The organism is Chitinibacter sp. ZOR0017, assembly GCF_000799095.1.
GTDB lineage: Bacteria > Pseudomonadota > Gammaproteobacteria > Burkholderiales > Chitinibacteraceae > Chitinibacter > Chitinibacter tainanensis.
In genome coordinates this window covers 5,657-31,903 of sequence record NZ_JTLG01000042.1, presented here as the reverse complement: position 1 = coordinate 31,903, position 26,247 = coordinate 5,657, and the positions used below count along the sequence as shown (strand labels likewise).

Below are 26,247 nucleotides of genomic sequence, written 5' to 3'. Positions count from 1 at the left end.
CAAATGGGATGCTGGCAGTGTACTGCAGCATCCCCGCGTGGCGCGTGACGTTTCGTAACCCATCCCGCGCCGCGGCACTCACCGGAGTGTAGTGCCGCTGTGTGTGCGCTTAGTGACGGAAGTGACGAATGCCGGTCATCACCATCGCAATGCCGTGCTCATCGGCGGCGGCGATGACTTCTTCATCACGCAGTGAGCCGCCCGGCTGGATGATGGCCGAGACGCCGTTTTCGGCAATCACATCCACGCCATCACGGAACGGGAAGAAGGCATCCGACGCGGCGACTGAGCCACGCAGCTCAAGGCCCGCATTGCGCGCTTTAATTGCGGCGATTTTGGTTGAATCCACGCGGCTCATCTGCCCGGCGCCAATCCCGAGGGTCTGGCCTTTGCCGCAGAACACAATCGCGTTGGATTTCACAAATTTCGCCACATTCCAGGCAAACAGCAGGTCTTTCAGCTGCTCATCGCTTGGTTGCAGTTTAGTTACTACTTTCAGATCGGCCAGAGTCAGCGCGTGCACGTCTGGGGTTTGCACCAGCAGACCGCCACCCACGCGTTTCAGATCAAAGCGGTTTTCACCGGTTTCGATGGCGACTTCCAGTACGCGTACATTCGGTTTTTTCGCGACCAGAGCCAGCGCTTCAGGGGTGTAGCCCGGAGCGATCAGCACTTCGAGGAATTGCGCCGATACCGCTTCCAGCGTGTCGACATCCACCACTTTATTGAAGGCGATAATGCCGCCAAATGCGCTGGTGGTGTCGGTGGCAAACGCCAGGCGATACGCGGTGTACAGATCTTTGGCCACGGCCACACCACATGGGTTGGCGTGTTTCACGATCACGCAGGCAGGCTCGGCAAACTGCTTCACGCATTCCCACGCGGCATCCGAGTCGGCGATGTTGTTGTAGCTCAGCTCTTTGCCTTGGTATTGCTTGTAGTTGGCGAGGCTACCCGCTGCTGGCTGCAGATCGCGGTAGAACGCCGCAGATTGGTGTGGGTTTTCACCGTAACGCATGTCCTGCACTTTTTCGAACTGCAGGTTCAGGCGGTTTGGATAGGCGGCTTTTTCGCCATCTTCGGTCAGCGCGGTCAGGTAGTTGGAGATCGCGCCATCGTAAGCGGCGGTGTGGCTAAAGGCTTTCTTGGCCAGGTTTTTGCGGGTGGCCAGGCTCAGGGCGCCAGCGTTGGCCTGCATTTCGGCGATCAGGGCGCTGTAATCGGCGGCATCGGTCACGATGGAGACGTGAGCGTGGTTTTTCGCGGCAGAGCGCACCATGGCCGGGCCGCCGATGTCGATGTTTTCGATCGCATCTTCGTAGCTGCAGTTAGGCTTGGCGATGGTGGCTTCAAATGGATACAGATTCACGCACACCAGATCGATATTGCCGATGCCGTGCTCTTGCATGGTGCTCACGTGGGCATCCAGATCGCGGCGACCCAGAATGCCACCGTGGATTTTCGGGTGCAGCGTTTTGACGCGGCCATCCAGCATTTCTGGAAAGCCGGTGTAATCGGCGACTTCGATCACGGGCAGACCTGCGTCTGCAAACAGCTTGGCCGTGCCGCCGGTCGACAGGATTTCGACGCCTTGGGCCACCAGGGCTTGCGCGAATTCGAGTACGCCGGTTTTGTCAGATACGCTAATCAGCGCACGAGTGATTTTGCTCATCGTTCTTCCTCAAAGATCACACTACTCAATCAAAAAAAGGCCAAGCTGCGGTGCGCCGTGAGGCTTACAGCAGATTGTAGGTTTGTAATTTCTTGCGCAGGGTATTGCGGTTAATGCCTAGCATTTCGGCGGCCTGGGTCTGGTTACCCCCCACGCGCGCCAGAATATCGATCAGCAGCGGCTTTTCCATGCGGCCCAGTACCATGTCGTACAGGGCGCTGGGCGGCTCACCGTCCAGATCGTTAAAGTATTGGTCCAGCGATTGTTGAATCGCGATGGCAATCACATCGGTTGCTTGGTTCATGGTTAATCCGATTTTTCTTATTGTGGGTGGCGCGCATCCGCTGCGGATGGCAGGGCGGCGGCCGCAGAGTCAGCCGGGGTCGCCGGCTGGTATTGCAAGCGCTCGCCAAAGGCGAGCAGCTGATCAAAAAATTGGCGCGTCATCTGCGCCTGGCCGGCGGTAGATTCCTCGGCGTACATGGCTTGCCGGAATTCATTACTCCCCGCCAGGCCCTTGGTATACCAGGCAATGTGCTTGCGGGCGATGCGGCAGCCCGAATATTCGCCATAAAAGGCGTACAGATCATCCAAGTGCTGCAGTAAGACGTCGCGAATCTCGATGACTTCCGGGGGCGGCATTTCTTCGCCGGTGGCCAGAAAGTGCGCAATTTCGCGGAATATCCACGGCCGGCCTTGTGCGGCACGGCCAATCATAATCGCATCGGCGCCCGTGTCCTGGAGCACCTGTGCGGCCTTGCGAGGGCTATCGATGTCGCCATTGGCAATCACCGGAATCTGCAAACTGCGTTTCACTTCGCGAATCAGCGCGTAGCGGGCGTTGCCGTTGTACATGTCTTCACGCGTGCGGCCATGAATCGCCAGCGCGGCAATTCCGGCCGCCTGCGCGCGCTCGGCTACCCGCAGGATATTCTCGGCGCCATTGGCAAAGCCGAGGCGGGTTTTTAGCGTAACCGGGATATTGTCCGGCGCCACCGCGGCGACGACGGCATCCAGTATCTGCCCCACCAGTGCTTCGTCTTGCAGCAGGGCTGAGCCAGCCAGCTTGTTGCAAACCTTTTTCACCGGGCAGCCCATATTGATATCGATAATCTGCGCGCCATTGGCCACCTGATAGCGGGCCGCTTCGGCCAGCTGAGCCGGATCAGAGCCGGCAATCTGCGCCGAAATGGGCGCCAGCTCGCCGACGAAATTGGCGCGATTGATGGATTTTTTGTGCGCCCGCAGCGATTGATCGGCCGTGATCATTTCCGACACGGCGTGGCCGGCGCCAAAGCGCTTGCACAGCTGGCGAAAAGGGCGATCAGTCACCCCGGCCATCGGCGCAACGATCAGATTGTTTTTGAGCTGATACGGGCCAATGTGCATGGCGCAAGGGCTGGGGGAATCAAGGAAGGCGCGGATTGTACCCGCTGATTAAAAAATAGGCAAACAATAAAAAGAGCAAGCAAATTGACCTGTCTGGGTATAGCCCAGCGAGCAAATACCCCTCTGTGTTGTATGGCTATACAGGGTGGGGGTGAGTAGGGTGGAGTCGCAGGCGGGCACAGCGTATCATGGCGCGCATTCACGTTTTTGCCCGGAGCGGCCACCCATGACCCACGCCAGCCAGCCTGATTCTGCCGCACTGTCCAGCCAGCAACTGGCGGCAGTTAAAGATTATCTGCTTACCCTGCAGCAAAACATCGTAGCCACGCTGGAGTCGATTGATGGTCTGTGTTTTCGCACCGATAGCTGGGAGCGCGCTGAGGGTGGCGGCGGGATTAGCCGGCTGATCGAAGAAGGGCAGGTATTTGAGCGCGGCGGGGTAAATTTCTCGCATGTGATGGGGGCGCAGCTGCCACCGTCGGCCAGCGCGCATCGCCCTGAACTCGCCGGCCGCGCCTGGGAGGCGATGGGCGTCTCGCTGGTGCTGCACCCGCGCAACCCTTATATCCCCACTGTGCATATGAATGTGCGCTTTTTCATCGCCAAGCCGGCGGCCGGTAGTGCAGATGCACCGGTATTCTGGTTCGGCGGCGGGATGGATCTGACTCCGTATTACGGCCACGTGGATGATGCGCGGCATTTTCACCAGACCTGCGCCGCTGCGCTGGCGCCGTTTGGGGCGGAGCTGTATCCGGAGTTTAAGTCTTGGTGCGATCGTTACTTCTACCTGAAACACCGGCAAGAAGCGCGCGGCGTGGGCGGGATCTTCTTTGATGATTTTGCCCGGCTGGGTTTTGCCGAGAGTTTTGCCCTGCTGCGTGCAGTGGGCGATGCCTTTTTGCCTGCCTATGCGCCGATTATGGCGCGCCGCAAAGATTGCGAATACGGCCAGCGCGAGCGCGATTGGCAAGGCTATCGCCGGGGGCGCTATGTAGAGTTTAACCTCGTGTGGGATCGCGGCACCCTGTTTGGCCTGCAATCGGGTGGGCGGACCGAATCGATTTTGATGTCGATGCCGCCGGTGGCCAACTGGCGCTACGACTACCAGCCCGCCGCCGGCAGTCCAGAGGCCGCGCTGTATACCGATTTTCTGCCAGCGCGCGACTGGCTGGCCTAAACGCTGGCCCAGCTGGGGCGAATCGTGCGGCGTGGGTCTGACATGGATTAAATTTTCGTGAATTTCCCTAATTGACGCCGGCGCTTTCTGGCAAACTGCTGGACGACTGACGATAGTGTGGCAGGTAGCACGCACGCCGCCGTGGGGTGGCAGTCAGACCAGCAGAGAGGACACCAGCGGATGTTAGAACAACGACCAGAAGCGCAGGGGATGTACGACCCGGCAAATGAACACGACGCCTGTGGCGTGGGCTTTGTGGCCCATATCAAAGGGCAGAAAAGCCATAGCATCATCGAGCAAGGCTTGCTCATTCTGAAGAATATCGATCACCGCGGCGCCGTGGGTGCCGACCCGCTGGCGGGTGATGGTGCGGGTATCTTGATCCAGATCCCGGATGCGCTGTATCGCAAGGCTATGCTGGGGCAGGGTATCGTGTTGCCGCCGCAGGGCGACTATGGTGTGGCGATGTGTTTTCTGCCGCAAGAGCCTGCCGCCCGGATGGCCTGTGAGCAGGAAATCGAGCGCGCAGTGCGGGCCGAGAAACAAATCGTGCTGGGCTGGCGCGATGTGCCGGTCAATCGCGAGATGCCAATGTCGCCGCTGGTGAAGGCGAGCGAACCAGTCATTCGCCAGCTGTTTATTGGCCGCGGCAACGATGTGCTGGTGACCGATGCGCTCGAGCGCAAGCTGTATATCATCCGTAAACGTGCCTCGCACGCCATTCGTGCGCTGAAACTCAAACATGGCGGCGAGTATTACATTCCGTCCTGCTCGGCGCGCACGATTAACTACAAAGGCCTGCTGCTGGCTGATCAGGTGGGCGAGTACTACCTCGATCTGCAAGACCCGGCCTGTATTTCTGCACTAGCCTTGGTGCATCAACGCTTCTCGACCAATACTTTCCCCACTTGGGATCTGGCGCACCCGTTCCGCTATATCGCCCACAACGGCGAGATCAACACGCTGCGCGGCAATGTGAACTGGATCCGTGCGCGTGAGCGCGCCATTAGCTCGCCCGTGCTCGGTAAAGACCTCGATAAAGTCTGGCCGCTGATTTATCCGGGCCAATCGGATTCCGCCTCGTTTGATAACGCGCTCGAACTCTTGGTGATGGGCGGTTATTCCCTCGCGCAAGCGATGATGATGATGATCCCCGAAGCGTGGGAAAAGAACGGCGAAATGGACGAAAAACGTCGCGCCTTCTACGAATACCACGCCGCGATGATGGAGCCATGGGATGGCCCCGCCGCAGTGGCGTTTACCGATGGCCGCCAGATCGGCGCCACGCTGGATCGTAATGGTCTGCGCCCCGCACGCTATCTGGTCACCAACGATGATCTGGTGGTGATGGCGTCAGAATCGGGCGTATTGCCGATTGCGGACGAGCGCATCAATAAAAAATGGCGCCTGCAGCCGGGCAAAATGTTCCTGATCGATCTGGAGCAAGGCCGTATTATTGATGACAAAGAGCTCAAAGACAGCCTGGCCAATGCCAAGCCTTACCGCGAGTGGATTGATAAAATCCGCGTGAAGCTCGACGAAATCGAATCGGATGCCGCGCAGTCCGTGGCCCCGAAAGCCAGCCTGCTCGATGCCCAGCAAGCGTTTGGCTTTACCCAGGAAGACATTAAGTTTCTGCTGGAACCCATGGCCAAAAATGGCGAAGAAGCCACCGGCTCGATGGGCAATGATGCCGCGCTGCCGGTGCTTTCGAGCAAAAATAAGCCGCTGTATCACTACTTCAAGCAATTATTCGCGCAGGTAACCAACCCGCCGATCGACCCGATCCGCGAAGATATGGTGATGTCGCTGGTATCCTTCATCGGCCCGAAACCCAATCTGCTGGGCACCACCGATATCAACCCGCCGATCCGGCTGGAAGTGGCGCAGCCAATTCTGTCGAGCGCCGAGATGGAGAAAATCCGCCATATCGGCCAATACACCAGCGGCAAGTTTTATTCGCATGAGCTGGATATTTGCTATCCGGTTGCGTGGGGGCAGGCTGGCGTTGAAGCCCGTCTGGCGTCCTTGGTGGCCGAAGCGGAAGACGCGGTGAAATCAGGCGCCAATATCCTGATCGTTTCTGATCGCAATATGGATCAAGACCATGTTGCGATCCCGGCCTTGCTGGCCACTTCGGCGGTGCACCAGCATTTGGTCAAACGCGGCCTGCGCACGAGTACCGGCTTGGTGGTTGAAACCGGTTCGGCGCGCGAAACACATCACTTTGCCTTGCTGGGTGGCTATGGCGCTGAAGCCGTGCACCCTTATCTGACCTTGGCTACCTTGGCGGATCTTGCCGGTAACGACGCCGAAACCGCGGCGAAATACCAGAAAAACTTCATCAAAGCGGTCGGCAAAGGCCTGCTGAAGGTGATGTCAAAAATGGGTATTTCGACCTATATGTCGTACACCGGCGCGCAGATCTTTGAAGCCATTGGCTTGCAAAAAGCCTTTGTGAAGAAATACTTCACCGGCACACCAAGCAATGTCGAAGGCATTGGCCTGTTTGAAGTGGCCGAAGAAGCCGTGCGCCTGCATACCGCCGCCTTTGGTGCCGATCCGGTGCTGGCCAATATGCTCGACGCCGGCGGTGAATATGCCTTCCGGATTCGCGGCGAAGACCATTTGTGGACGCCTGATTCAATTGCCAAGTTGCAGCACGCAACACGAAGCAATTCGTACTCAACGTACAAAGAATACGCCGCGCTGATCAATGATCAAAGCAAACGCCACTTAACACTGCGCGGCCTGTTCGAGATTAAAGCCGCGGGTGCTGCTGTGCCGCTGGAAGAAGTCGAACCGGCTGCCGAGATTGTGAAGCGCTTTGCTACCGGCGCAATGTCGCTGGGCTCCATCTCGACCGAGGCGCACTCAACGCTAGCGATTGCGATGAACCGCATTGGTGGTAAATCGAACACCGGTGAAGGCGGTGAGGATGCAACGCGCTTCAAACCGCTGAAAGCCGGTCAAACGCTATCCGAAGTGATTGGTAAAAACCGCATCGAGCGCGACTATACGTTTAAAGAAGGCGATAGCCTGCGTTCGGCGATCAAGCAGGTGGCGTCGGGGCGTTTTGGGGTGACGACTGAATACCTCGTCAACGCCGATCAAATCCAGATCAAGATGGCGCAAGGCGCCAAGCCGGGCGAGGGGGGGCAGCTGCCCGGCCATAAGGTTTCGGAATACATCGGTAAATTGCGGCACTCGGTGCCGGGCGTGGGCCTGATTTCGCCGCCACCGCACCATGATATTTACTCGATCGAAGATTTGGCGCAGCTGATTCACGATCTGAAAAACGTCAATCCAGTGGCCTCAATTTCAGTCAAGCTCGTTGCCGAAGTCGGCGTGGGTACCGTGGCGGCGGGGGTGTCGAAAGCCAAAGCCGATCACTTGGTCATTGCGGGTCACGACGGTGGTACCGGTGCTTCGCCACAATCGTCGATCAAACACGCGGGCGGGCCATGGGAATTGGGCTTGGCCGAAACGCAGCAAACGCTGGTGCTGAATAAATTGCGTGGCCGGATTCGCGTGCAGGTTGATGGCCAGATGAAAACTGGTCGCGATGTGGTGATTGGTGCCCTGCTCGGCGCCGACGAATTCGGCTTTGCCACTGCGCCGCTGGTGGTTGAGGGTTGCATCATGATGCGCAAGTGTCACCTCAACACCTGCCCGGTCGGTGTGGCAACCCAAGACCCAGTACTGCGCCAACGGTTCTCAGGCCAGCCTGAGCATGTGGTGAATTACTTCTTCTTTGTGGCTGAAGAAGCGCGCCAGATCATGGCGCAGATGGGTATTCGCAAATTTGACGACTTGATCGGCAGATCTGATCTCTTGGATAAACAAGCCGGGATCGAACACTGGAAGGCCAAAGGGCTGGATTTCAGCAAGATCTTCTATCAGCCAAGCATGCCAGCCGAAGTGGCGCGTCTACACGCAGAAACGCAAGATCACGGCCTGGTTAAAGCGCTTGACCAAGAGTTGATTAAACAAGCGGCGCCGGCGCTGGAACGCGGTGAAGCCACGCAAATCAATCTTCCAGTGAAAAACATCAACCGCACTGTGGGTGCGATGTTGTCGGGTGAAGTAGCGCGCCGTTATGGTCACGCCGGTTTGCCAGATGACACTCTGCGCGTGGCCCTGCAGGGCACGGCGGGTCAGAGTTTTGGTGCGTTTTTGGCGCGAGGCATTACCATCACACTCACCGGTGAAGGCAACGATTATGTCGGCAAAGGCCTGTCGGGCGGGCGGATTGTGATTCGCCCAGCGGCTAGCTTTGTGGGCCAAACCTGGGAAAACATCATCGTCGGTAATACCGTGTTGTTTGGCGCGATTGCCGGTGAGGCGTTCTTTGCCGGTGTCGGCGGCGAGCGCTTTGCGGTGCGCAATTCCGGCGCCACCGCGGTGGTCGAAGGCGTGGGCGATCACGGTTGCGAATACATGACCGGCGGTACGGTGGTGGTGCTGGGCAACACGGGCCGCAACTTTGCCGCCGGGATGTCGGGCGGGATTGCCTACGTTTACGACCCAGAAGGCGTATTTGCGAGCCGTTGCAATATGGCGCAAGTGGCGCTGGAGCCGGTGCTGGCAGCTGAAGCGCAAGCCCAGCCATTCCACAATGGCCTGACCGACGAAGCCCAGCTAAAAGCCCTGATCGAGCAGCACGCCGCCCTGACCGGTAGCCTGCGCGCTGCCGAGATTTTGGCGAACTGGACTGAAAGCCGCACCGCTTTCGTTAAAGTATTCCCGAACGAATATCGCCGCGCGCTGACTGAAATGCAGGAAATGGCCGCCGCCAAACTTGAAGAAGCCACCCGGAAGGAGATCGCATAATGGGTAAGCCGACTGGTTTTCTGGAAATTGAACGCATCAAGGAAACATATGAGCCGGTGGCGCAGCGCCTGACGCACTATCGCGAATTCGTACCAGCGCTTGATGATGCCGCTGCCAAGCTGCAAGGCGCGCGTTGTATGGATTGCGGTATTCCGTTCTGCAATAACGGTTGCCCGGTCAATAATGTGATCCCGGATTTTAACGATCTGGTATATCGGCAAGATTGGCAAAATGCGCTCACCGTGCTGCATTCGACGAACAACTTTCCCGAATTCACCGGCCGGGTCTGCCCGGCGCCGTGTGAGGCTGCCTGTACTTTGGGCATTAATGCCGAGCCGGTGGGGATTAAATCGATCGAGCGCGCCATTATCGACAAAGGCTGGGAAAACGGCTGGATCGTGCCGCAACCGGCGGCGCAGGCCACTGGTAAAAAAGTGGCCATCGTCGGTTCCGGCCCGGCGGGCCTCGCCGCCGCGCAGCAGCTGGCGCGGGTGGGACATGCGGTCACTGTGTTTGAAAAAAATGACCAAGCCGGCGGTTTGCTGCGCTATGGCATTCCGGATTTCAAGCTTGGGCAGGATGTGATTGATCGCCGGCTGGCGCAGCTGGCGGCTGAGGGTATTGTCTTCAAAACCAATACTGTCGTTGGCTCTGGCGATATACCCGCTGGGATTGTCAATGATGCTACGACCGTAGTGACGCCTGCTGAGCTCAATGCTGAGTTTGATGCGGTGATTCTGGCCGGGGGCGCTGAAGTGCCACGTGATTTGCCGGTAGCCGGCCGTGAGCTCAAGGGTATTCACTACGCGCTCGAACTGCTGATTGCGCAGAACAAGCAAGTGGCAGGTGGCGCGGCCAACCCGATCAATGCCGCAGGTAAGCATGTGGTGGTGATTGGCGGTGGCGATACCGGTAGCGATTGTGTCGGCACCAGTAATCGCCATGGCGCCGCCAGCGTGACTCAGTTAGAGCTGATGCCTATGCCGCCTGAAAGCGAAGACAAACCGCAGGTATGGCCGTATTGGCCGGTGAAGCTGCGGACGTCGAGCAGTCACGAAGAAGGGGTGAGCCGTGATTTTGCGGTGCAAACCCAAGGCTTCGTGGGCGAGAATGGCCAGGTCAAAGCCGTGAAACTGGTCAAGCTGGATTGGGCCAGCGGTAAGCCCGAAGTGGTGGCCGGCAGCGAGTTTGATATCCCGGCCGATCTGGTTTTTCTGGCCATGGGCTTTACCAATCCGATTGCCAGCATTTTGGATGCCTTTGGCGTGGAGAAAGACGCACGTGGCAACGCCAAAGCCAGCACAGAAGGTCAAGGCTGTTACCGTACTAGCGTCGATAAAGTCTTTGCCGCCGGCGATATGCGCCGTGGCCAATCCTTGGTGGTGTGGGCCATCCGCGAGGGCCGGCAGGCGGCGCGTGAAGTGGATGCTTACCTGATGGGGGCGAGTAGTTTGCCACGCTAAGTGGGTATCTGTTGTGTGGTAGCTTTTTATCTAGCTTGCCGAGCAATACCCCTTATATAAGCCAGCCTTGCGCTGGCTTATTTTTGCGCGGCCACCCTTGGCGGCGCACCGTATAATGAACGATTACCTGTTTTGCACTGGAGTTCAGCATGAGCGATCAAGCCACCCCTGCCGCGCCCGCCGATTGGCTGGTGATTTTGCGGCCCGACCATGAGCGTAAAGTGGCGGCCAAAAGTAAGCTGTATCGCCTGCGGCATAATCAGCCTGAGCGCCTGCGCCAACTGGAAGCCATCGTCGGGGATGCTCAGTTTAAATACAACCGCTACAAACGGGTGATTGATTCGCCAGAACCCAAGTTGATCGAGCGGCTGCGCCAGGCTTGTGTGGCGGTAATCGGCCACGATCGAGATTTGGTGCATTATCTGATCGCGATAGCGATTGAGCGCAGCGATGCGGCGCATCAGCGTGGCTTGACGGGGCCGGCGAGCGCTACTACTGCGCGTCCGGTGCCTGCGCGGCTGACGGGGTCGCCCAGGGCCAGACAGGCGAAGGCTGCGCAAATGAAGGGCGCACCCGCAGCTGCTGGCGAACAGCCTGTCACCGAGGCGAAGAAAACGCAGACCGTTCGCCCGCGTAGTAATAAGGAAGGAGCCGCCGCGCCGGCGCCAGCCGGCAAGCCCACTAAGCCGCGCTCGGCTTAAGCTCATCCTGCTTGGGTTGGGCCGCTGCGCCGCTATCTGGCATAGCGGGTGCGCCCGCCGCGCTGGATTTACCTTGCGCTTTTAGTTCGTGCAGATCGGCCAGGATTTGCCAGCTAAGGTGATCTACCCGCTGATTCAGCGCTTGCAGCGCAGCTTCGGCTTTCAGATTGACCTCGAAATCGCGCAGCATGGTGAGCCGATCGCGGGCAGCCTGGCGGTTTTGCGACATCATAATGATCGGCGCCTGGATCGCGGCCAGCATCGACAAAATCAGATTTAAAAACACATACGGGTAGGGGTCGAAAGCCTGCGCACGCAGGATGTCGGTATTCAGTACCGCCCAGCCGAGCAAAAATGAGGCAAAGAGCAGGATAAAAGTCCACGAGCCGCCAAATTCGGCCACCCGGTCGGCCAGTCGCTCGCCAAAGGTCACCCCTTCGACCGGGATGCGCTCATCCCCCCGATTGGCTTGCAGGCGGCGCGAAATACGCAGCAGGGCATTGCGTTCGCGCTCGCCGATGTCTTTAAACCCCAAGTTCAGCAAATGTTCGGCCAGAAAGCGCAGCTGATGATCATCTTGACGCATGATGGTCTCCGGCGGGAAAAGGTGTGGGCGCTTAGTGTACGAAGTTTTGCCTCGCCGGCAGCTTAAGCTTTGTTCATTTTGCCGGCGGCAGCCGTGGGCAATTGACGAGGGCTTGAATCGGATTTGAATTCAGGCTGACAAAGTGAAAAATACCCAGATGGCGTAGTTTCAGGGTTTTTCCCGATTGTCCAGTGCCAATTGGTTTGGGTTGCGTTTAGCACCCTTAAAAGCTAGAATCAAGCCCTTTCTCTTGACTAGGGTCAATCCCTAGTGCGTTTGTTTTTTTGGCTTAAGGGTTCCGTTGTGATGGATAGACAAAGCTGGTTGGAAGGCACGCTGTACCGCCCGCAGTTCGAGCAAGATAGCTGCGGCTTCGGTTTGATCGCGCAGATGGATGATAAACCGTCGCATTGGCTGGTATCGACTGCGATTAATTCTCTGGCCTGTTTGACCCACCGCGGCGCCGTGGCGGCCGATGGCAAGTCTGGCGATGGCTGCGGTCTGTTGTTCCGCAAACCCACTGGCTTTTTGCAAGCCGTGGCCGCCGACAATGGCTATACCCTGGCGGAGCAATTCACTGCCGGCCTCGTATTTGCTGGCTTGGACAAAGATACCTGTGCTCAGTCACTGGCAAATCTGCAAGCTGCAGTCGAAGGCCAAGGCCTGAGTGTAGCCGGCATTCGTGACGTACCTGTGAATCTGGATGCGCTGGGTGAAGCCGCAATGGCCTCATTGCCTTCGATCAAACAGATTTTCGTGAACGCCCCAGCCGGTCTGTCCGAACTCGACTTTGCCCGCAAGCTGTACCAAGCCCGCCGTATTGCCGAAAAAGCCAACGCCAACGACAAAGATTTTTACATCCCAACCCTGAATCCGTACGTGCTGTCGTACAAGGGTTTGGTTACCCCCGATAATCTGCCAGTGTTCTACCTCGATCTGAAAGACGAGCGTTTTGCCTCGAGCCTGGCGGTGTATCACCAGCGTTTCTCGACTAATACCTGGCCACAATGGAAACTGGCGCAGCCATTCCGTTTCCTCGCGCACAACGGCGAGATCAATACCCTGACCGGTAACCGCGCCTGGGCCAAAGCGCGTGAAGCCATCATGCACAGCGAACAGCTGGACATGGATGCGATCCGCCCTATCGTTCAAACCAATGGTTCAGACTCGATGAGTCTGGATAATATGCTGGAAAGCCTGGTGCTGGGCGGCGTAGATGTCTTCCGCGCCTTCCGCCTGCTGGTGCCACCGGCTTGGCAAAACGTGGATTCGAACGATCGCGACCTGCGTGCGTTCTACGAGTACAACTCGCTGCACATGGAGCCATGGGATGGCCCGGCCGGTATCGTTTGGGCCGCAGGCGACTACGCCGGTTGTGCACTTGACCGTAATGGCCTGCGCCCAGCGCGTTATGTGATCACCAAAGATCGCCATATCACCATCGCCTCAGAAATCGGTGTATGGGGTTACAAACCGGAAGAAGTGGCCAAAAAAGGCCGAGTTAAACCGGGTCAGATCGTGGCGGTGAACCTGAAAACCGGCGAGTTTATCGATACCGAAACCATCGATAACGGCCTGAAAGGTGCACCACCTTACCGCGCATGGCTGAAAGAGCACGCCATCCATCTGGAAATGGCCGAAGACAACAAACCACTGGAAGAAATGGATAAGGCAACACTGTTGACCTACCAAAAACAATTCCAGTTGACGTTTGAAGAGCGCGACCAGATTCTGCGCGTACTGGCCTCGGATGGTCAGGAAGCCATTGGCTCGATGGGTGATGACACCCCGATGGCGGTGTTGAGCCAGAAAGTGCGTTCACCATTTGATTACCTGCGCCAGCAATTTGCGCAGGTCACCAACCCACCGATCGATCCGATTCGCGAAGCGATCGTGATGTCGCTGAACACCTGTTTTGGTCCCGAGCGCAATCTGTTTGAAGACGGCCCAAGCCACGCTAAGCGTCTGGAAGTCACTTCACCGGTGCTGTCGACCGATAAATTCGACGCTATCGTGTCGCAAGCCGATGCCGATTTCAAAGCTGCCCGCTTTGATCTGAGCTTTGATGGCGCGAGCACCACGCTGAAAGCTGCGGTTGAGCAATTGCAAGCCGATGTACTGGCGAGCGTGCGCAACGACGGTACCGTGATTGTGGTGCTGTCCGACAAGAACATCGCCAAAGGCCGTCTGCCGATTCCGGCGCTGTTTGCCGTGGGCGCCGTGCACCATGCGCTGATCAACGCTGGCCTGCGCTGCAAAACCAATATCATTGCTGAAACCGCAACCACTCGCGACCCGCACCACTTTGCGTGTCTGATCGGTTACGGTGCGACGGCGGTCGTGCCCTATCTGGCTTACCAGACCATCAAAGAATTGATCGAGCTGGGCCAAATCGAGCATTCGCTGGAAAAAGCCGCCAATAACTTCCGCAAAGGGATCAACAAGGGTCTGATGAAGATCCTGTCGAAGATGGGTATTTCGACCATCGCCTCTTATCGCGGCTCACAGCTGTTTGAAGGTGTGGGGATTGGCGAAGAAGTGATCGACCTGTGCCTGACCGGTACGGTTTCTCGTATCTCTGGTGCGGGCTTTGCCGACTTCCAAGAAGATCTGGCCAAACTGAACAAGCTGGCCTTCAACCCAATGCGCCCACTGGCGCAGGGCGGTCTGCTGAAGTATGTATTTGGCGAGGAATACCACGCCTACAACCCAGACGTGGTGATGGCGCTGCAAAAGGCCGTGCAAAACGGCGACTACAAAGCCTACAAGCAATACGCTGAACTGGTGAACAAACGCCCAGTAGCCATGCTGCGTGACCTGATGGCGCTGAAACTGGATCCAGCCAAAGCCATTAGCCTTGACGAAGTTGAGCCGCTGGAAAGCATCGTGAAGCGCTTTGACTCAGCCGGTATGTCGCTGGGTGCGTTAAGCCCTGAAGCGCACGAAGCCTTGGCCGAAGGTATGCACCGTTTGGGCGCGCGCTCGAACTCGGGTGAAGGTGGTGAGGATGAAGCTCGCTACGGCACGCCGAAAATGTCAAAAATCAAGCAGGTGGCCTCAGGTCGTTTCGGTGTAACGCCGCACTACCTCGTGAATGCTGAAGTGCTGCAGATTAAAGTTGCCCAAGGTGCTAAGCCGGGTGAAGGTGGTCAGCTGCCGGGCGATAAAGTATCGCCACTAATCGCAAAACTGCGTCACAGCAAACCAGGTATCAGCCTGATTTCTCCGCCACCGCACCACGATATCTACTCGATCGAAGATTTGGCGCAGCTGATTTTCGACTTGAAACAGGTGAACCCTGAAGCGCTGGTATCGGTGAAACTGGTGGCCGAGCCAGGCGTGGGTACGATTGCGGCCGGTGTTGCCAAAGCGTATGCCGATCTGATCACGATTTCCGGTTACGACGGTGGTACTGCGGCTTCGCCTCTGGCTTCTGTGAAATACGCCGGTTCGCCATTCGAGCTGGGCCTGACCGAAGCGCAGCAAGTATTGCGTGCAAATGGTCTGCGTGGCCGCGTACGCGTGCAGGCGGATGGCGGTCTGAAAACCGGTCTGGACGTGGTGAAAGCGGCAATTATGGGTGCAGAGAGCTTCGGCTTTGGTACCGGCCCAATGGTGGCGCTGGGTTGTAAATTCCTGCGGATTTGCCACTTGAACAACTGCGCGACCGGCGTAGCCACGCAAGAAATCAAACTGCGTAGCAAGTACTTCATCGGCCTGCCAGAAATGGTGGTGAACTACTTTACCTTCATCGCGCAAGAAACCCGTGAGCTGATGGCGTCACTGGGTATCCGCAAATTTGAAGATCTGGTGGGGCGCACCGAGCTGCTGGAACTGATCGATGGCGCCACCGAGAAACAGAAAAAACTCGCCCTGAGCGCCCTCTTGAGCCAAGGCAGCACGCCAGAAAGCGAGCCACGCTTCTGCGTTGAAGCCAGCAACCCGTCTTTCGATAAAGGCGAGTTGGCGGAAGAAATGGTGCGTGATGCCTTGGCGGGTATCAAAGCCGGCACCCGTCAGCGCTTTGAATACAACGTGCGCAATATCCATCGCTCGATCGGTGCTCGTTTGTCCGGCGAGATCGCTAAAGCCCACGGCGCAGCAGGTTTGGCCGATGGAGCGATGCACATCAAGCTGAACGGCTCGGCCGGTCAGTCGCTGGGGGTGTGGAACTCGAAAGGCCTGACGCTGGAACTGGAAGGCGATGCCAACGATTACGTGGGCAAAGGCATGAACGGTGGCAAAGTGGTGATCTACCCACCGAAAGGCAGCGATTTTGCATCGCACGAAGCCACCATCGTTGGTAACACATGTCTGTACGGTGCAACCGGTGGTGAGCTGTTTGCCGCGGGTATGGCCGGCGAGCGTTTCGCAGTACGCAACTCGGGTGCTACCGCCGTGGTCGAAGGCGTAGGTGATCACGGTTGCGAATACATGACCGGCGGTTGCGTGGTGGTACTGGGTGAAACCGGCTACAACTTCGGCGCGGGTATGACTGGTGGTTTTGCGCTGGTTTACGATCCAAACATGAAGTTTGCTTATCGCTACAACAACGAGCTGATCGATACCAATCTGATCAATGGCGAAGCGTACGGCGCGATCCGAGCCTTCCTGAAAGACAAGATCAAGGCGCACGCGGAGCTGACTGGTTCGGCGAAAGCGGCCGAGCTGCTGGCCAACTTCGATGAAGCCGTGGATTACTTCTGGCTGGTGAAACCGAAAGTCGCCAAGCTGGATGCGCTGTTGAAAGACTAATGTGTGCGGTGCAGCGCAAGGGTGCTGCACCAGACGAGTTCAAAGGTAGGTCTGTGGGGTATTGCCCGCTAACGCATGATCTACCTTGCATTGAGGTTTATACCCATGTCTGATGTGTTTCAGTTTCTGAATGTAGCGCGCAACCCCGGCGAAAAAGTGGCGGTGGAAAAGCGCAAATTCATTTTCAAAGAAATCTACAGCCCGCTGGATAAAAGCGCGGCGGGCGAGCAGGCTGGCCGCTGTCTGTCCTGTGGTAACCCGTACTGCTCGTGGGAGTGCCCGGTGCACAACCACATTCCCCACTGGCTGCAACTGGTGGATGAAGGCAAGCTGTTTGAAGCGGCTGAACTGAGCCACAAAACCAACTCGCTGCCAGAAATTACCGGCCGCGTCTGCCCGCAAGATCGCCTGTGCGAAGGTGCGTGTACGCTGAACCAGGGTGGTTTTGGTGCGGTGTCGATTGGCTCGGTGGAAAAATACATTACCGACGAAGCCTTCAAAGCCGGCTGGCGCCCTGATATGTCGGGCGTGATTAAAACTGACAAGAAAGTCGCTGTCATTGGTGCGGGCCCAGCCGGTTTGGCATGTGCTGACGTCTTGGTTCGCAATGGCGTACAACCTGTCGTATTTGATCGCTACGAAGAAATTGGTGGTTTGCTGACATTCGGTATCCCTGAATTCAAGCTAGAAAAAGAAGTCATCGTAACCCGCCGCAAAATCATGGAAGCGATGGGCGTTGAATTCCGCCTGAAAACCGAAATCGGCACCGATGTAACCATCGACGAGTTGCTGGCCAACTACGATGCGGTATTTATGGGCATGGGCGCCTACAAATACATGAAAGGCGGCTTTGAAGGTGAAAGCCTGCCAGGCGTACTGGAAGCACTGCCATTCCTGATCAACAACGTGCGTAACACCATGGGCACGCTGGATGGCGAAGCGTTCCAGTCGATGCAAGGCAAGCGCGTGGTGGTGTTGGGTGGTGGCGATACCGCGATGGACTGTAACCGCACTTCAATTCGCCAAGGCGCCGCTAGCGTGATCTGTGCTTACCGTCGTGACGAAGAAAACATGCCGGGCTCGAAACGCGAAGTGGCCAATGCCAAAGAAGAAGGCGTGGAATTCCAGTGGAATAGCCAGCCAGTGAAAATCGAGCAAAACGCCGATGGCAGCTTGGCGCTGACTCTGGTTTCAACCCAACTGGGGGCGCCGGATGAGAAAGGCCGTCGTCGTCCTGAGCTGGTGGCAGGTTCTGAGCGTGTGATCAATTGTGATCACGTGATCGTAGCCTTTGGTTTCCAGGCTGAAGCTGAAAGCTGGTTTGCGGCGCAAAACGTGAAGACCGATGACTGGGGCCGCACCGTGGCGCCAGAGCAGCAAGCGTTTAAACACCAGACTAGCAATCCGAAAATCTTCGCCGGCGGCGATCAGGTGCGTGGTGCCGATCTCGTGGTGCGTGCGATTTATGAAGGCCGTAACGCTGCTGAGGGTATACTGGCCTATCTGGGCGAGTGGTAAGCCAAGCAGCAACCGTCAAAACCCCGCTCGCGGGGTTTTTTTACGGCCAATTTTCGGGATAGGGCAGTGACAGTACAGCAAAGCCTGCAGCAGGGTCTGCAGTTTTTCCGCCAAGATCAGCTCAATAGCGCCGTGCGGGTCTGGCTGCGTGGCCTCAATGGCGTCAGCGCCCCAGCGGACGAAGCGCCGTTCTGGTGCTGGCTGGGAGCTGCCTTGCGTCGGGCTGGTCAGCCCGCGCAGGCGTTGTTGATTCACCAGCAGCTCTTGCAGGAACAACTCGCCACCCCCTACTGGCTAGCTCATGCCCGCATTCAGCTGGGGCTGGATCTGCTGGCCCAGCGTGAGCCCAAACTCGCCAAGCACTACGCCCAACCACCGACGGCAGAATGGGCGCAGGATGGTGAACTACTGATGCAGTACGCCGAATTGCAGTTGGGTCTGGCTGACGATCGTGGCGCCGAGCAAAGCCTGGAGACCGCCATGCAGGCGCTAGATACCGATCCACTGGCCGTGGCCGTGGCCGGGCTGCATTTATTGCAGCTATATGGGCGGGATGGGCAGGTGAGCGCGGCGCGTTTGCAGCAGGTGATCGCCCGCGCCAGCGGCCATGTGGCCTTACTGGGACAGCAGGCGCAGCGCGAAATGTGGTTGCTGCTTGGGCAAGCGTGTGAGCGCTTGGGCCAGCGGCAAGAGGCAGTGCAGCACTTCGAGCGTGCACTGGCCTGCCCGGTGAGCAAACCCACGCCAGCCAAACCACGCCGACTATCGCTGGTGGAATATAAGCTGCGGCAGATGACCAGCGAAATCGAAATCGAGCTCTTGCGCGAGAAAAACGCGGTACAGCATCAGCAAGTGCAGCAGCTTGAAGCCTCGGGTTTTCGCGATGAAATTACCGGCCTGTATAACCCGCGCTATCTGGCCATGCGCTGGCATGATCTGCATGCCGCGGTGGAAGAGGGCGGTATGCTTTGCCATGTAAGTATGGGGATTGATCTCTTTGCCAGCATAAGTGAGGTACTCGGCAAAGACAATGCGCTGGTGTGTTACCACCAGGTGGCGCGGGTGGCGCAAGAAGCCTGCCCGGCCGACTGGATCTTGGTCGCCAGTGGTGCTGGGGCATTTGATCTTTTAGCCGCCAATGCCAGCCGCACGGCGATCGAACAATTTTATGCCCGGCTGCAAAGCGCGGTGCAAGCGCTGGATATGCTCTACCTGCCCGAGCCTTTGCACCTCAGCGCCGGGGCGGCATTTCATCAGCGCGGTGAAGCGCGCGATATTTTGCAGTTGCGCGCGAATCTAGCGCTATTTTTGGCGCAGCGCGAACAGCGCAACCAGATTTGCTGGGATGGAGAAGTCTGATGCAAGCTGCGCACGAATACGCCCAGCAAAAACTCGAGCTGCAAACCATTTTGCAGGATTCGGCTTGTGGGCGGCCGCCTTCAACCTATATCGCGCTGCAGTTAATGCAAAGCACCGAAGGCCAGCCCGAGTTGGCCGCGATTGCTTGTCTGATTCAGGGCCATGCCTGGCAGCACATTAGCGAGCATGCCAAGGCGCAGATGGCTTTTGCCGCCGGCATGGAGGGCTTTCGCCAGCTGGGCATGGCCGCCGAAGAATGCGACGCCAGCATTTTGCTGGGGATGTCATATCTCTTGGCGGGGGAGCCGCAGAAAGCGCTGGATCAATGGTCGAATGCTCTGCAGCTGGCGCGCAAACTCAGTGATCGGGGTTTGATCTGCAGGGTATATCTCGGAGTGGGGCAGGTTTACATAGGTTTCAACGATATACCCTCGGCATTGGCCTTTAACGAGCTGGCGCTAGAGCTGGCGCGGCTGTTAAACGATGATCAACGCAAAGGTGAAGCGCTGTTGAATGTGGCCAGCGATGCCTACCGCTTGGGCCGCTATAGCTACACCCTGCAATGCATCGCCGAGGCAGAAAAACTGCTGCAAAGTACCGTCACCAATGCCATCTGGTCGGCCGAAGTAGTGTATTACCGCGGCCTCGTCCACACGCGGCAGCAACACTATGCGCAAGCTCGCGCTGAGCTGGAAACAGCCTATATGCTCAGCGATCGCAATGACAATCTGTGGGGCAAAGCGCATGCGCTCACAGCCCTGGGCGAGCTACTTTTGCTGCTGGATGACCCGATCGCGGGTGAAACCCTGAGCAACGCCTTTGGTCTGGCCAGCGGCGCGCAGATGCAGGCGCTGATGCAGCGTTGCGCCACGGGCTTGGTCGGCTGGTATAAACAGCAGGGTCAGCATGAGGCGGCCTTGCCGTATTACGCAGTGCTGCTGGCGCCGCAGCAGGGTACGACGGCCAACATCTCGCCAGCGTATCTGCGGCAGATTCAGGCACGGCAAGCGCAAAGCCGCATCCGCTGGCTAGAGACCCAAGTGGCTGGCTGATATCCCGTATTGGACTGTCATGCCGCGCTGATTAGACTGTCGGCATGGATAGCCCAACTTTTCTCTCTGCTTTTATTCTGCTGCTGCTGGTGACCGACCCGCTGGGCGGCATTCCGCTGTTTGTTTCGCTGCTCAAGCAAGTGCCGCGCGAGCGGCGCTGGCGGATGATTATCCGCGAAGTGAGCGTCGCGTTTATCGTGCTGCTGCTGTTTATGGTGTTTGGCCGGCAGTTTCTGGAAGTAATGCACCTGTCGCAAACGTCTTTGGGTATCGCCGGTGGGGTGATTCTGTTCTTAATCGCCCTGCGCATGGTGTTCCCGCACCCGGAAGGCGTGTTTGGCGATCAGCAGGGCGGCGAGCCGTATATTGTGCCGCTGGCGATTCCGCTGCTAGCGGGGCCGTCGGCCTTGGCTACGGTATTGCTGCTGGTATCGCGCGACCCGGGGCGTTTTTGGGTATGGGTGGCGGCGCTGGCGCTGACCATGCTGGTGTGTGCCTTAACGCTGGCCTTTGCCGAGAAAATCTCGCTGGTGTTAGGCGAGCGGGTAACGACGGCTTTTGAGCGGTTAATGGGCTTGATCCTCACCGCGATTGCCGTGCAGATGTTGCTGGATGGGATTCGCGCCTATTTGGCGACCCTTTGAGGGTATAGCCTCGAGCGTCTTCGTTTTATTGGCCTAGGGCTTGATACCTGCTTAGGTATTGCTGCGCCGCATTCGTGTGCTTCTTGATGCGCGGCAAAATGGCCACGGCCGGCTTGGCGGACAATACGGCGGTGCGGGCAACCATGTATCCTGCTGGTCTGCACGCTATAATCTGCCCTCTGCCTAGGAGCTGCCATGACTCAGAATGAATTGAAAGAAGCGGTTGGTCGCGCGGCGATCGCCTATGTCCCGGATGATTGCATTGTGGGGGTGGGCACCGGCTCTACCGCCAACTATTTTATTGATGCGCTGGCCGGTATCAAAGGTCGCATCAAAGGCGCCGTTTCTTCATCCGAAGCCAGCGTAGCTCGCCTGAAAGCGCACGGCATTCCGGTGTATGACCTCAACACCATCGATCAGCTGCCGGTGTATGTGGATGGCGCTGACGAAATCAACCATCAGCTGCAAATGATCAAAGGTGGCGGCGCCGCACTGACGCGCGAGAAAATCGTCGCCGCCGTGGCCGAGCAGTTTATTTGTATCGCGGATGAATCCAAGTTGGTGGATGTGCTGGGTACTTTCCCGCTGCCGGTAGAAGTCATCCCGATGGCGCGCTCACACGTGGCGCGTGAGATTGTGAAGCTGGGTGGCCATCCGGCTTACCGTGAAGGCGTAGTGACCGATAACGGCAATATTATTCTGGATGTGCATGGTCTGAAGATCACGCAGGCGAGCGAGCTGGAAGGCAAACTGAACCAGATCGTTGGGGTGGTCACGAACGGGATTTTTGCCCAACGCCGCGCCGATGTGTTGCTGCTGGGTACTGCGAATGGCGTGAAAACCATCAAGTAAAGCCCACAAGCAGTAAAATGAAGCGAACTTGCCGTGGCAACGCGGCAAGAGATGCAACAATTCTGTAACGAATTGCTGTTATGGTGCGCTGATCAACTAATTTGGAGTAATGCGGATGGCTGAATCTCAACATATTTCCTCGCAATTCGATGCGGACCTGAATGCTATTCGCTCGCATGTAATGGCGATGGCCGGTCTGGTTGAGGAGCAGGTCCGCCTGTCGATGCGCGCATTGGCGACGGGTGATCTGGCCGTCATCAACCAAGTGATCGAGCAAGAAACCAAAGTTAACGCCATGCACGTTGAGCTGGACGATATGTGCGTGCACATGATCGCCCGCCGCCAGCCCGCAGCTTCTGATCTGCGCTTGGTGATGACCGTGATCAAATCGGTTGAAGACCTCGAAAGCATCGGCGACAAAGCGCACAAAATCTGTCTGCGCGCGAAAAACATCTTCGAAAGTGGCAAGATGCAAGTACCTAAATTCAGCGATGTAAACCACATCGCTAATCAGGCACTGGAAATGCTGACGCGCGCACTGGATGCGTTTGCGCGTCTGGATGCGGGCTCGGCTGCCGACGTGATTGGCGCAGATAATCAGCTGGATCAGGAATACCGCGCCCTGCAGCGCCAACTGATTACCGTGATGATGGAAGATCCACGCTCGATTTCGCTGACGCTGGATATCCTGTGGATCGCCAAAGCCACCGAGCGTATTGGTGATCTGGCGGTGAGCATTGCCGAGCACGTGGTCTATCTGGTGAAAGGCCGCGACGTGCGCCACAAACCGCTGGCCGAAGTGGAAGAAATCGCCAAGAGCTAAGCCGAGGTAAGGCGGGTGCTAACAAAAAATGGGGCAATTGTATTGCCCCATTTTTTCATAGGTTTTTTGTCCGAGTTACGGTACATTGACGCACTTATTGAACGCGACCTTACAGTGCATGGAGTACCCGCCGGATGAGCGACAATACGATCATCGCTGCTGTTGATCTAGGCTCGAACAGTTTTCGCCTGCAAGTGGCCCGAGTGGTCGAGGGCTCGCTATTTCCGCTGGATTCCCTGAAAGAAACCGTCCGCCTTGGCGCTGGCCTCGATGCCCATGGCTGCCTAAGTGAAGAGGCAATCGCGGAGCTGATTGCTGCGCTCACCCGCTTTGGCGAGCGCCTAGAAGGCCTGCCACCACAATGTGTGCGGGCCGTGGCCACCAACACTTTCCGTGTGGCGCGCAATGCCGCCCAGTTTGTTCCTGCGGCGGAAGCCGCGCTGGGCTACCCGATTGAAATTATCGCTGGCCGTGAAGAAGCGCGGCTGATTTATCTCGGCGCTGCGCACAGCTTGCCCAGCACCCGTGAACGCCGGCTGGTAGTGGACATCGGCGGCGGCTCAACCGAGCTGATTATCGGGAGTCAATACAAATCCTTTCGCACCGAAAGCCTGCAGCTAGGCTGCGTGGGCTGGAGCATGCGCTATTTTCCCGATGGCGTGATTACCCGCGAGCGGCTTGAAGCTGCCGAGCTGGCCGCCCGTGGCGCGTTTCTGCCGCTAGTGCCCGATTTTCATACCAGCGAATGGCAGCGCGCGATTGGAACCTCGGGTACTGCCCGCTCGCTGGCGGATATCCTTGAGTTGAACGATATGTCCCCCCTGGGTATCACGCGGGCGGGGATGGCGCAGCTACGGCAGCTGATGCTGGAAGCGGGCCATATCGATCGCATTCAGCTCAATGGCGTACGCGATGATCGGCGCCCGGTGCTGGCCGGCGGCTTTGCCATTATGCAGGCCGCTTTCGATATGCTCGGCATCGAGCGCATGAATATCACCTACGGCGCGCTGCGTGATGGCGTGCTGTATGACTTGATGCAGCGGCAAACCCAATATGATGTGCGCAATCGCACCGTGGATTTTTTCCAGCGGCGCTATCACGCCGATGGCGAGCAGGCCAACCGGGTTGCGGCGCTGGCCATGCAGTTGTTTGAATCATTACGGGGCGAAGCAGTGCCGGCCGATGCCATTCTGGCCCGGCATCTGCATATGGCCGCCAATCTGCATGAGGTGGGGCGCTCGATCGCCCATGCCAGCTATCACAAGCATTCGGCGTATATTTTGCAGCATGCCGATATGCCGGGCTTTTCGCGTCGCGAGCAGCTATGGTTGTCGCGCTTGGTGCTGGCCCATGCCGGTCGGCTGACCAAGCTCGATGGTGAAACGCTGACCCAGGCCGATTGGGATGCAATCCTGGCTCTGCGGCTGGCGGTGATTATGTATCGCTCGCGGCTGGATGAAGTGCTACCGACGCTCGAATTACTGCGGCAAAACGAGTCATACACCTTGACCATTGATGAAGAGTGGTTGCTAGCCCACCCCCTCACGGCGCTGGCACTGAATGAGGAAAAAATGGCATGGGAAAACATCGGCGTGACCCTGTCACTGCACACCATCGCCGGCGATTAAAAGCCACCCTAAAGGCCAGTAAAGCCGGCGCTGCGCCCGGTACATTGCAATATGTGGGCCAGCAAGCGGCGCAGCCGACTTTGGCCACCCTGATCGAATATGGCCGGCAAGACAGCGAATTTCTAACCACGCAGTTCACCAGCCTTGAGCAAGGTCGTGAATTTAAGCCGACCTATGACACCTTCTGGCTGAATCTACATGGCTTGGAGGATGTGTCGCTGCTGCAGCTTATTGGCCAACGTTTCCGGCTGCACCCCTTGGTGCTGGAAGACATCCTTAATACCCAGCAGCGGCCCAAGGTCGAGCAATACCCGGGGTATTTGTATATCACCGCGCGCATGGTGGCGCTGGATGAGGATGACCTGATTTGCTCCGAGCAGATCAGCATTGTGCTGGGGCGGGATTTTGTGCTCACCTTTCAGGAAAAACCTACCGGCACCTTTACCGCAATTCGTGAGCTATTGCGCAATACCGAGTCGCAAGTGCGTAAATTTGGCGCGGATTATCTGGTCTATGCGCTACTAGACAAGCTCGTTGACCGATATTTTGCCGTGCTGGAGCAGCTGGGCGAGCGGATCGATGAGCTTGAAGACGAGATCAACGAGGGGCTACATCCGCGGCAAATGCAGGAAATCCAGCAGCATCGGCGCTCGCTGCAGGCGCTAAAGCGTGGGCTGTGGCCGCTGCGCGAGGTAATCAATATCCTGCAGCGGGATGAGGCTGATTTCTTCCACGACGAAACGCAGCTGTATTTGCGTGATGTGTACGACCATACGGTGCAGCTGATCGAGAGCGTAGAGGCGCTGCGCGAGGTGATTTCTGGCCTGCAGGATAGCTATCTGGCGTTACAGTCGCAGCAGATGAATGCGCAAATGCGCACGCTGACCGTGTTTACCATTATTTTCAGCCCACTCACGCTGATTGCCGGGATATACGGGATGAATTTTGAGTACATGCCCGAGCTGAAGTGGCGTTATGGCTATTGGGCGGTGCTGGCGCTGATGGCGGTACTGGGGATCGGCTTAGGGGGCTTCTTTTGGGCTAGACGCTGGATCTCGCGCGAATACTTCAGGTAGGTATGGCTGTGTAAATCTTTCTATTTAAGGGGTATCAAGCGATACCCCTTAAAATTGTTTGCGGCTAGATAAAGTAGGCCGCCCAAAAAATCCCGAGCATCAGCAAAGCCAGCAGTAATTTGGCCAAATTGCCCAGCATGGTGCCTAGCCAGCTGGCTATCCCCACCTTGCCCGCCTGCCAAGCCGCCCGGCCAGCATAGAGTTCACCCGCCGTCGCACCCACTAGCGGCCCGAAAATCAGCCCGATTGGGCCAGCAAAAACCCCAAGGACTGCGCCAATGGTGGCGCCTAACACGGCACTGCGGCTGGCGCCGGCCATTTTGGCACCCAATGCGCCGGCCAGATAATCCAGCGCGCTGGCGATCAGCATTAGCCCAGCTAGTACGGCCAGCGTCCAGCCACCCACCAGTTGAAAATCGCCATGCCAAGCTAAAATCAGCATGCCGGCAAAGATCAGCGGTGTTGAGGGCAGTAGTGGCAAAATAATCCCAGCCAAGCCCAGCAGCATGCAGCCGAGCGCAATACCCCACCAAAGTAATTCCATATGTGCTGATCCATTATTGGTTGAATGTCTTCAATACGACCGCTAAAGCGCGGCTTGGTTCGCAATTAAAAGCACTGCCAAAACAATACCCTAAATAATTAAGCGCCAAAAAGGTTTGACGCTGGGGCGTAGCTAGTGTTTAATTCCGCTTCTCGCAGCAAGTTGCGTAGAAAAG

General features: G+C 57.5%; 18 protein-coding genes. 13 read left to right on the top strand and 5 right to left on the bottom strand.

Going from position 1 to position 26,247, the window contains the following annotated elements; translation table 11 throughout:
• Nucleotides 1-109 precede the first annotated feature (109 nt).
• The 3 genes from purH to dusB form a co-directional block, all read right to left on the bottom strand.
• A complete protein-coding gene (purH, locus tag L991_RS12400) occupies nucleotides 110-1,672 on the bottom strand; it encodes a bifunctional phosphoribosylaminoimidazolecarboxamide formyltransferase/IMP cyclohydrolase (protein ID WP_047395970.1) in 1,563 nt (520 codons plus the stop codon).
• A 64-nt stretch (nucleotides 1,673-1,736) separates the two neighbouring features.
• Nucleotides 1,737-1,976: a helix-turn-helix domain-containing protein gene (locus L991_RS12395; protein WP_028450305.1), complete on the bottom strand. Its 240-nt coding sequence runs from the start codon at nucleotides 1,974-1,976 to the stop codon at nucleotides 1,737-1,739.
• A 17-nt stretch (nucleotides 1,977-1,993) separates the two neighbouring features.
• Nucleotides 1,994-3,061, bottom strand: coding sequence for a tRNA dihydrouridine synthase DusB (gene dusB / locus L991_RS12390; protein ID WP_081986661.1), 1,068 nt, complete (start codon nucleotides 3,059-3,061; stop codon nucleotides 1,994-1,996).
• A 226-nt stretch (nucleotides 3,062-3,287) separates the two neighbouring features.
• On the opposite strand from dusB, the gene hemF reads away from it, so the two are divergent.
• The 4 genes from hemF (at nucleotide 3,288) to L991_RS12370 (ending at nucleotide 11,235) form a co-directional block, all read left to right on the top strand.
• Nucleotides 3,288-4,238 carry an oxygen-dependent coproporphyrinogen oxidase gene (gene hemF / locus L991_RS12385; RefSeq protein ID WP_052190851.1) on the top strand — a complete coding sequence of 317 codons (951 nt, stop codon included), beginning with the start codon at nucleotides 3,288-3,290 and terminating at the stop codon, nucleotides 4,236-4,238.
• Nucleotides 4,239-4,418: 180 nt separating this feature from the next.
• The gene (gltB, locus tag L991_RS12380) at nucleotides 4,419-9,071 is read left to right on the top strand and encodes a glutamate synthase large subunit (RefSeq protein ID WP_047395967.1); all 4,653 of its coding nucleotides are present in this window, start codon (nucleotides 4,419-4,421) and stop codon (nucleotides 9,069-9,071) included.
• Complete coding sequence (locus L991_RS12375; RefSeq protein WP_047395965.1) at nucleotides 9,071-10,534, top strand: glutamate synthase subunit beta; 1,464 nt, start codon at nucleotides 9,071-9,073, stop codon at nucleotides 10,532-10,534. Before gltB (L991_RS12380) ends, L991_RS12375 begins: the two co-directional genes overlap by 1 nt.
• Before the next feature lie 149 nt (nucleotides 10,535-10,683).
• Complete coding sequence (locus tag L991_RS12370) at nucleotides 10,684-11,235, top strand: hypothetical protein (protein WP_047395962.1); 552 nt, start codon at nucleotides 10,684-10,686, stop codon at nucleotides 11,233-11,235.
• Here L991_RS12370 and L991_RS12365 read toward each other — a convergent pair.
• Nucleotides 11,216-11,821 (bottom strand): DUF1003 domain-containing protein, encoded by a 606-nt coding sequence (locus tag L991_RS12365; protein ID WP_052190850.1) that lies wholly within the window; start codon nucleotides 11,819-11,821, stop codon nucleotides 11,216-11,218. The two genes, L991_RS12370 and L991_RS12365, sit on opposite strands and share 20 nt — an antisense overlap.
• Nucleotides 11,822-12,127: 306 nt before the next feature.
• Here L991_RS12365 and gltB (L991_RS12360) point away from each other — a divergent pair, with 306 nt between their 5' ends.
• From gltB (L991_RS12360) to corA, 9 genes are all read left to right on the top strand, one after another.
• A complete protein-coding gene (gltB, locus tag L991_RS12360; protein ID WP_047395959.1) occupies nucleotides 12,128-16,576 on the top strand; it encodes a glutamate synthase large subunit in 4,449 nt (1,482 codons plus the stop codon).
• Nucleotides 16,577-16,681: 105 nt separating this feature from the next.
• Nucleotides 16,682-18,094: an FAD-dependent oxidoreductase gene (locus L991_RS12355; protein ID WP_047395956.1), complete on the top strand. Its 1,413-nt coding sequence runs from the start codon at nucleotides 16,682-16,684 to the stop codon at nucleotides 18,092-18,094.
• 66 nt (nucleotides 18,095-18,160) lie between these two features.
• Complete coding sequence (locus tag L991_RS12350) at nucleotides 18,161-19,453, top strand: GGDEF domain-containing protein (RefSeq protein WP_047395954.1); 1,293 nt, start codon at nucleotides 18,161-18,163, stop codon at nucleotides 19,451-19,453.
• The gene (locus L991_RS12345; protein WP_047395949.1) at nucleotides 19,453-20,505 is read left to right on the top strand and encodes a tetratricopeptide repeat protein; all 1,053 of its coding nucleotides are present in this window, start codon (nucleotides 19,453-19,455) and stop codon (nucleotides 20,503-20,505) included. The genes L991_RS12350 and L991_RS12345 overlap by 1 nt, the downstream gene beginning before the upstream one ends.
• 44 nt (nucleotides 20,506-20,549) lie before the next feature.
• Nucleotides 20,550-21,149: a MarC family protein gene (locus tag L991_RS12340; protein ID WP_028450296.1), complete on the top strand. Its 600-nt coding sequence runs from the start codon at nucleotides 20,550-20,552 to the stop codon at nucleotides 21,147-21,149.
• Nucleotides 21,150-21,344: 195 nt separating this feature from the next.
• The gene (gene rpiA, locus L991_RS12335; RefSeq protein WP_047395942.1) at nucleotides 21,345-22,001 is read left to right on the top strand and encodes a ribose-5-phosphate isomerase RpiA; all 657 of its coding nucleotides are present in this window, start codon (nucleotides 21,345-21,347) and stop codon (nucleotides 21,999-22,001) included.
• A 115-nt stretch (nucleotides 22,002-22,116) separates the two neighbouring features.
• The gene (phoU, locus tag L991_RS12330; protein ID WP_028450294.1) at nucleotides 22,117-22,824 is read left to right on the top strand and encodes a phosphate signaling complex protein PhoU; all 708 of its coding nucleotides are present in this window, start codon (nucleotides 22,117-22,119) and stop codon (nucleotides 22,822-22,824) included.
• 134 nt (nucleotides 22,825-22,958) lie between these two features.
• Nucleotides 22,959-24,452 carry an exopolyphosphatase gene (ppx, locus tag L991_RS12325; protein ID WP_028450293.1) on the top strand — a complete coding sequence of 498 codons (1,494 nt, stop codon included), beginning with the start codon at nucleotides 22,959-22,961 and terminating at the stop codon, nucleotides 24,450-24,452.
• Entirely contained in the window at nucleotides 24,401-25,528 is a 1,128-nt protein-coding gene (gene corA / locus L991_RS12320; protein WP_081986660.1) for a magnesium/cobalt transporter CorA, read from the top strand. The genes ppx and corA overlap by 52 nt, the downstream gene beginning before the upstream one ends.
• Before the next feature lie 64 nt (nucleotides 25,529-25,592).
• On the opposite strand, the gene L991_RS12315 is transcribed toward corA, so the two are convergent.
• Nucleotides 25,593-26,072 carry a DUF456 domain-containing protein gene (locus tag L991_RS12315; protein ID WP_028450291.1) on the bottom strand — a complete coding sequence of 160 codons (480 nt, stop codon included), beginning with the start codon at nucleotides 26,070-26,072 and terminating at the stop codon, nucleotides 25,593-25,595.
• Nucleotides 26,073-26,247 lie beyond the last annotated feature (175 nt).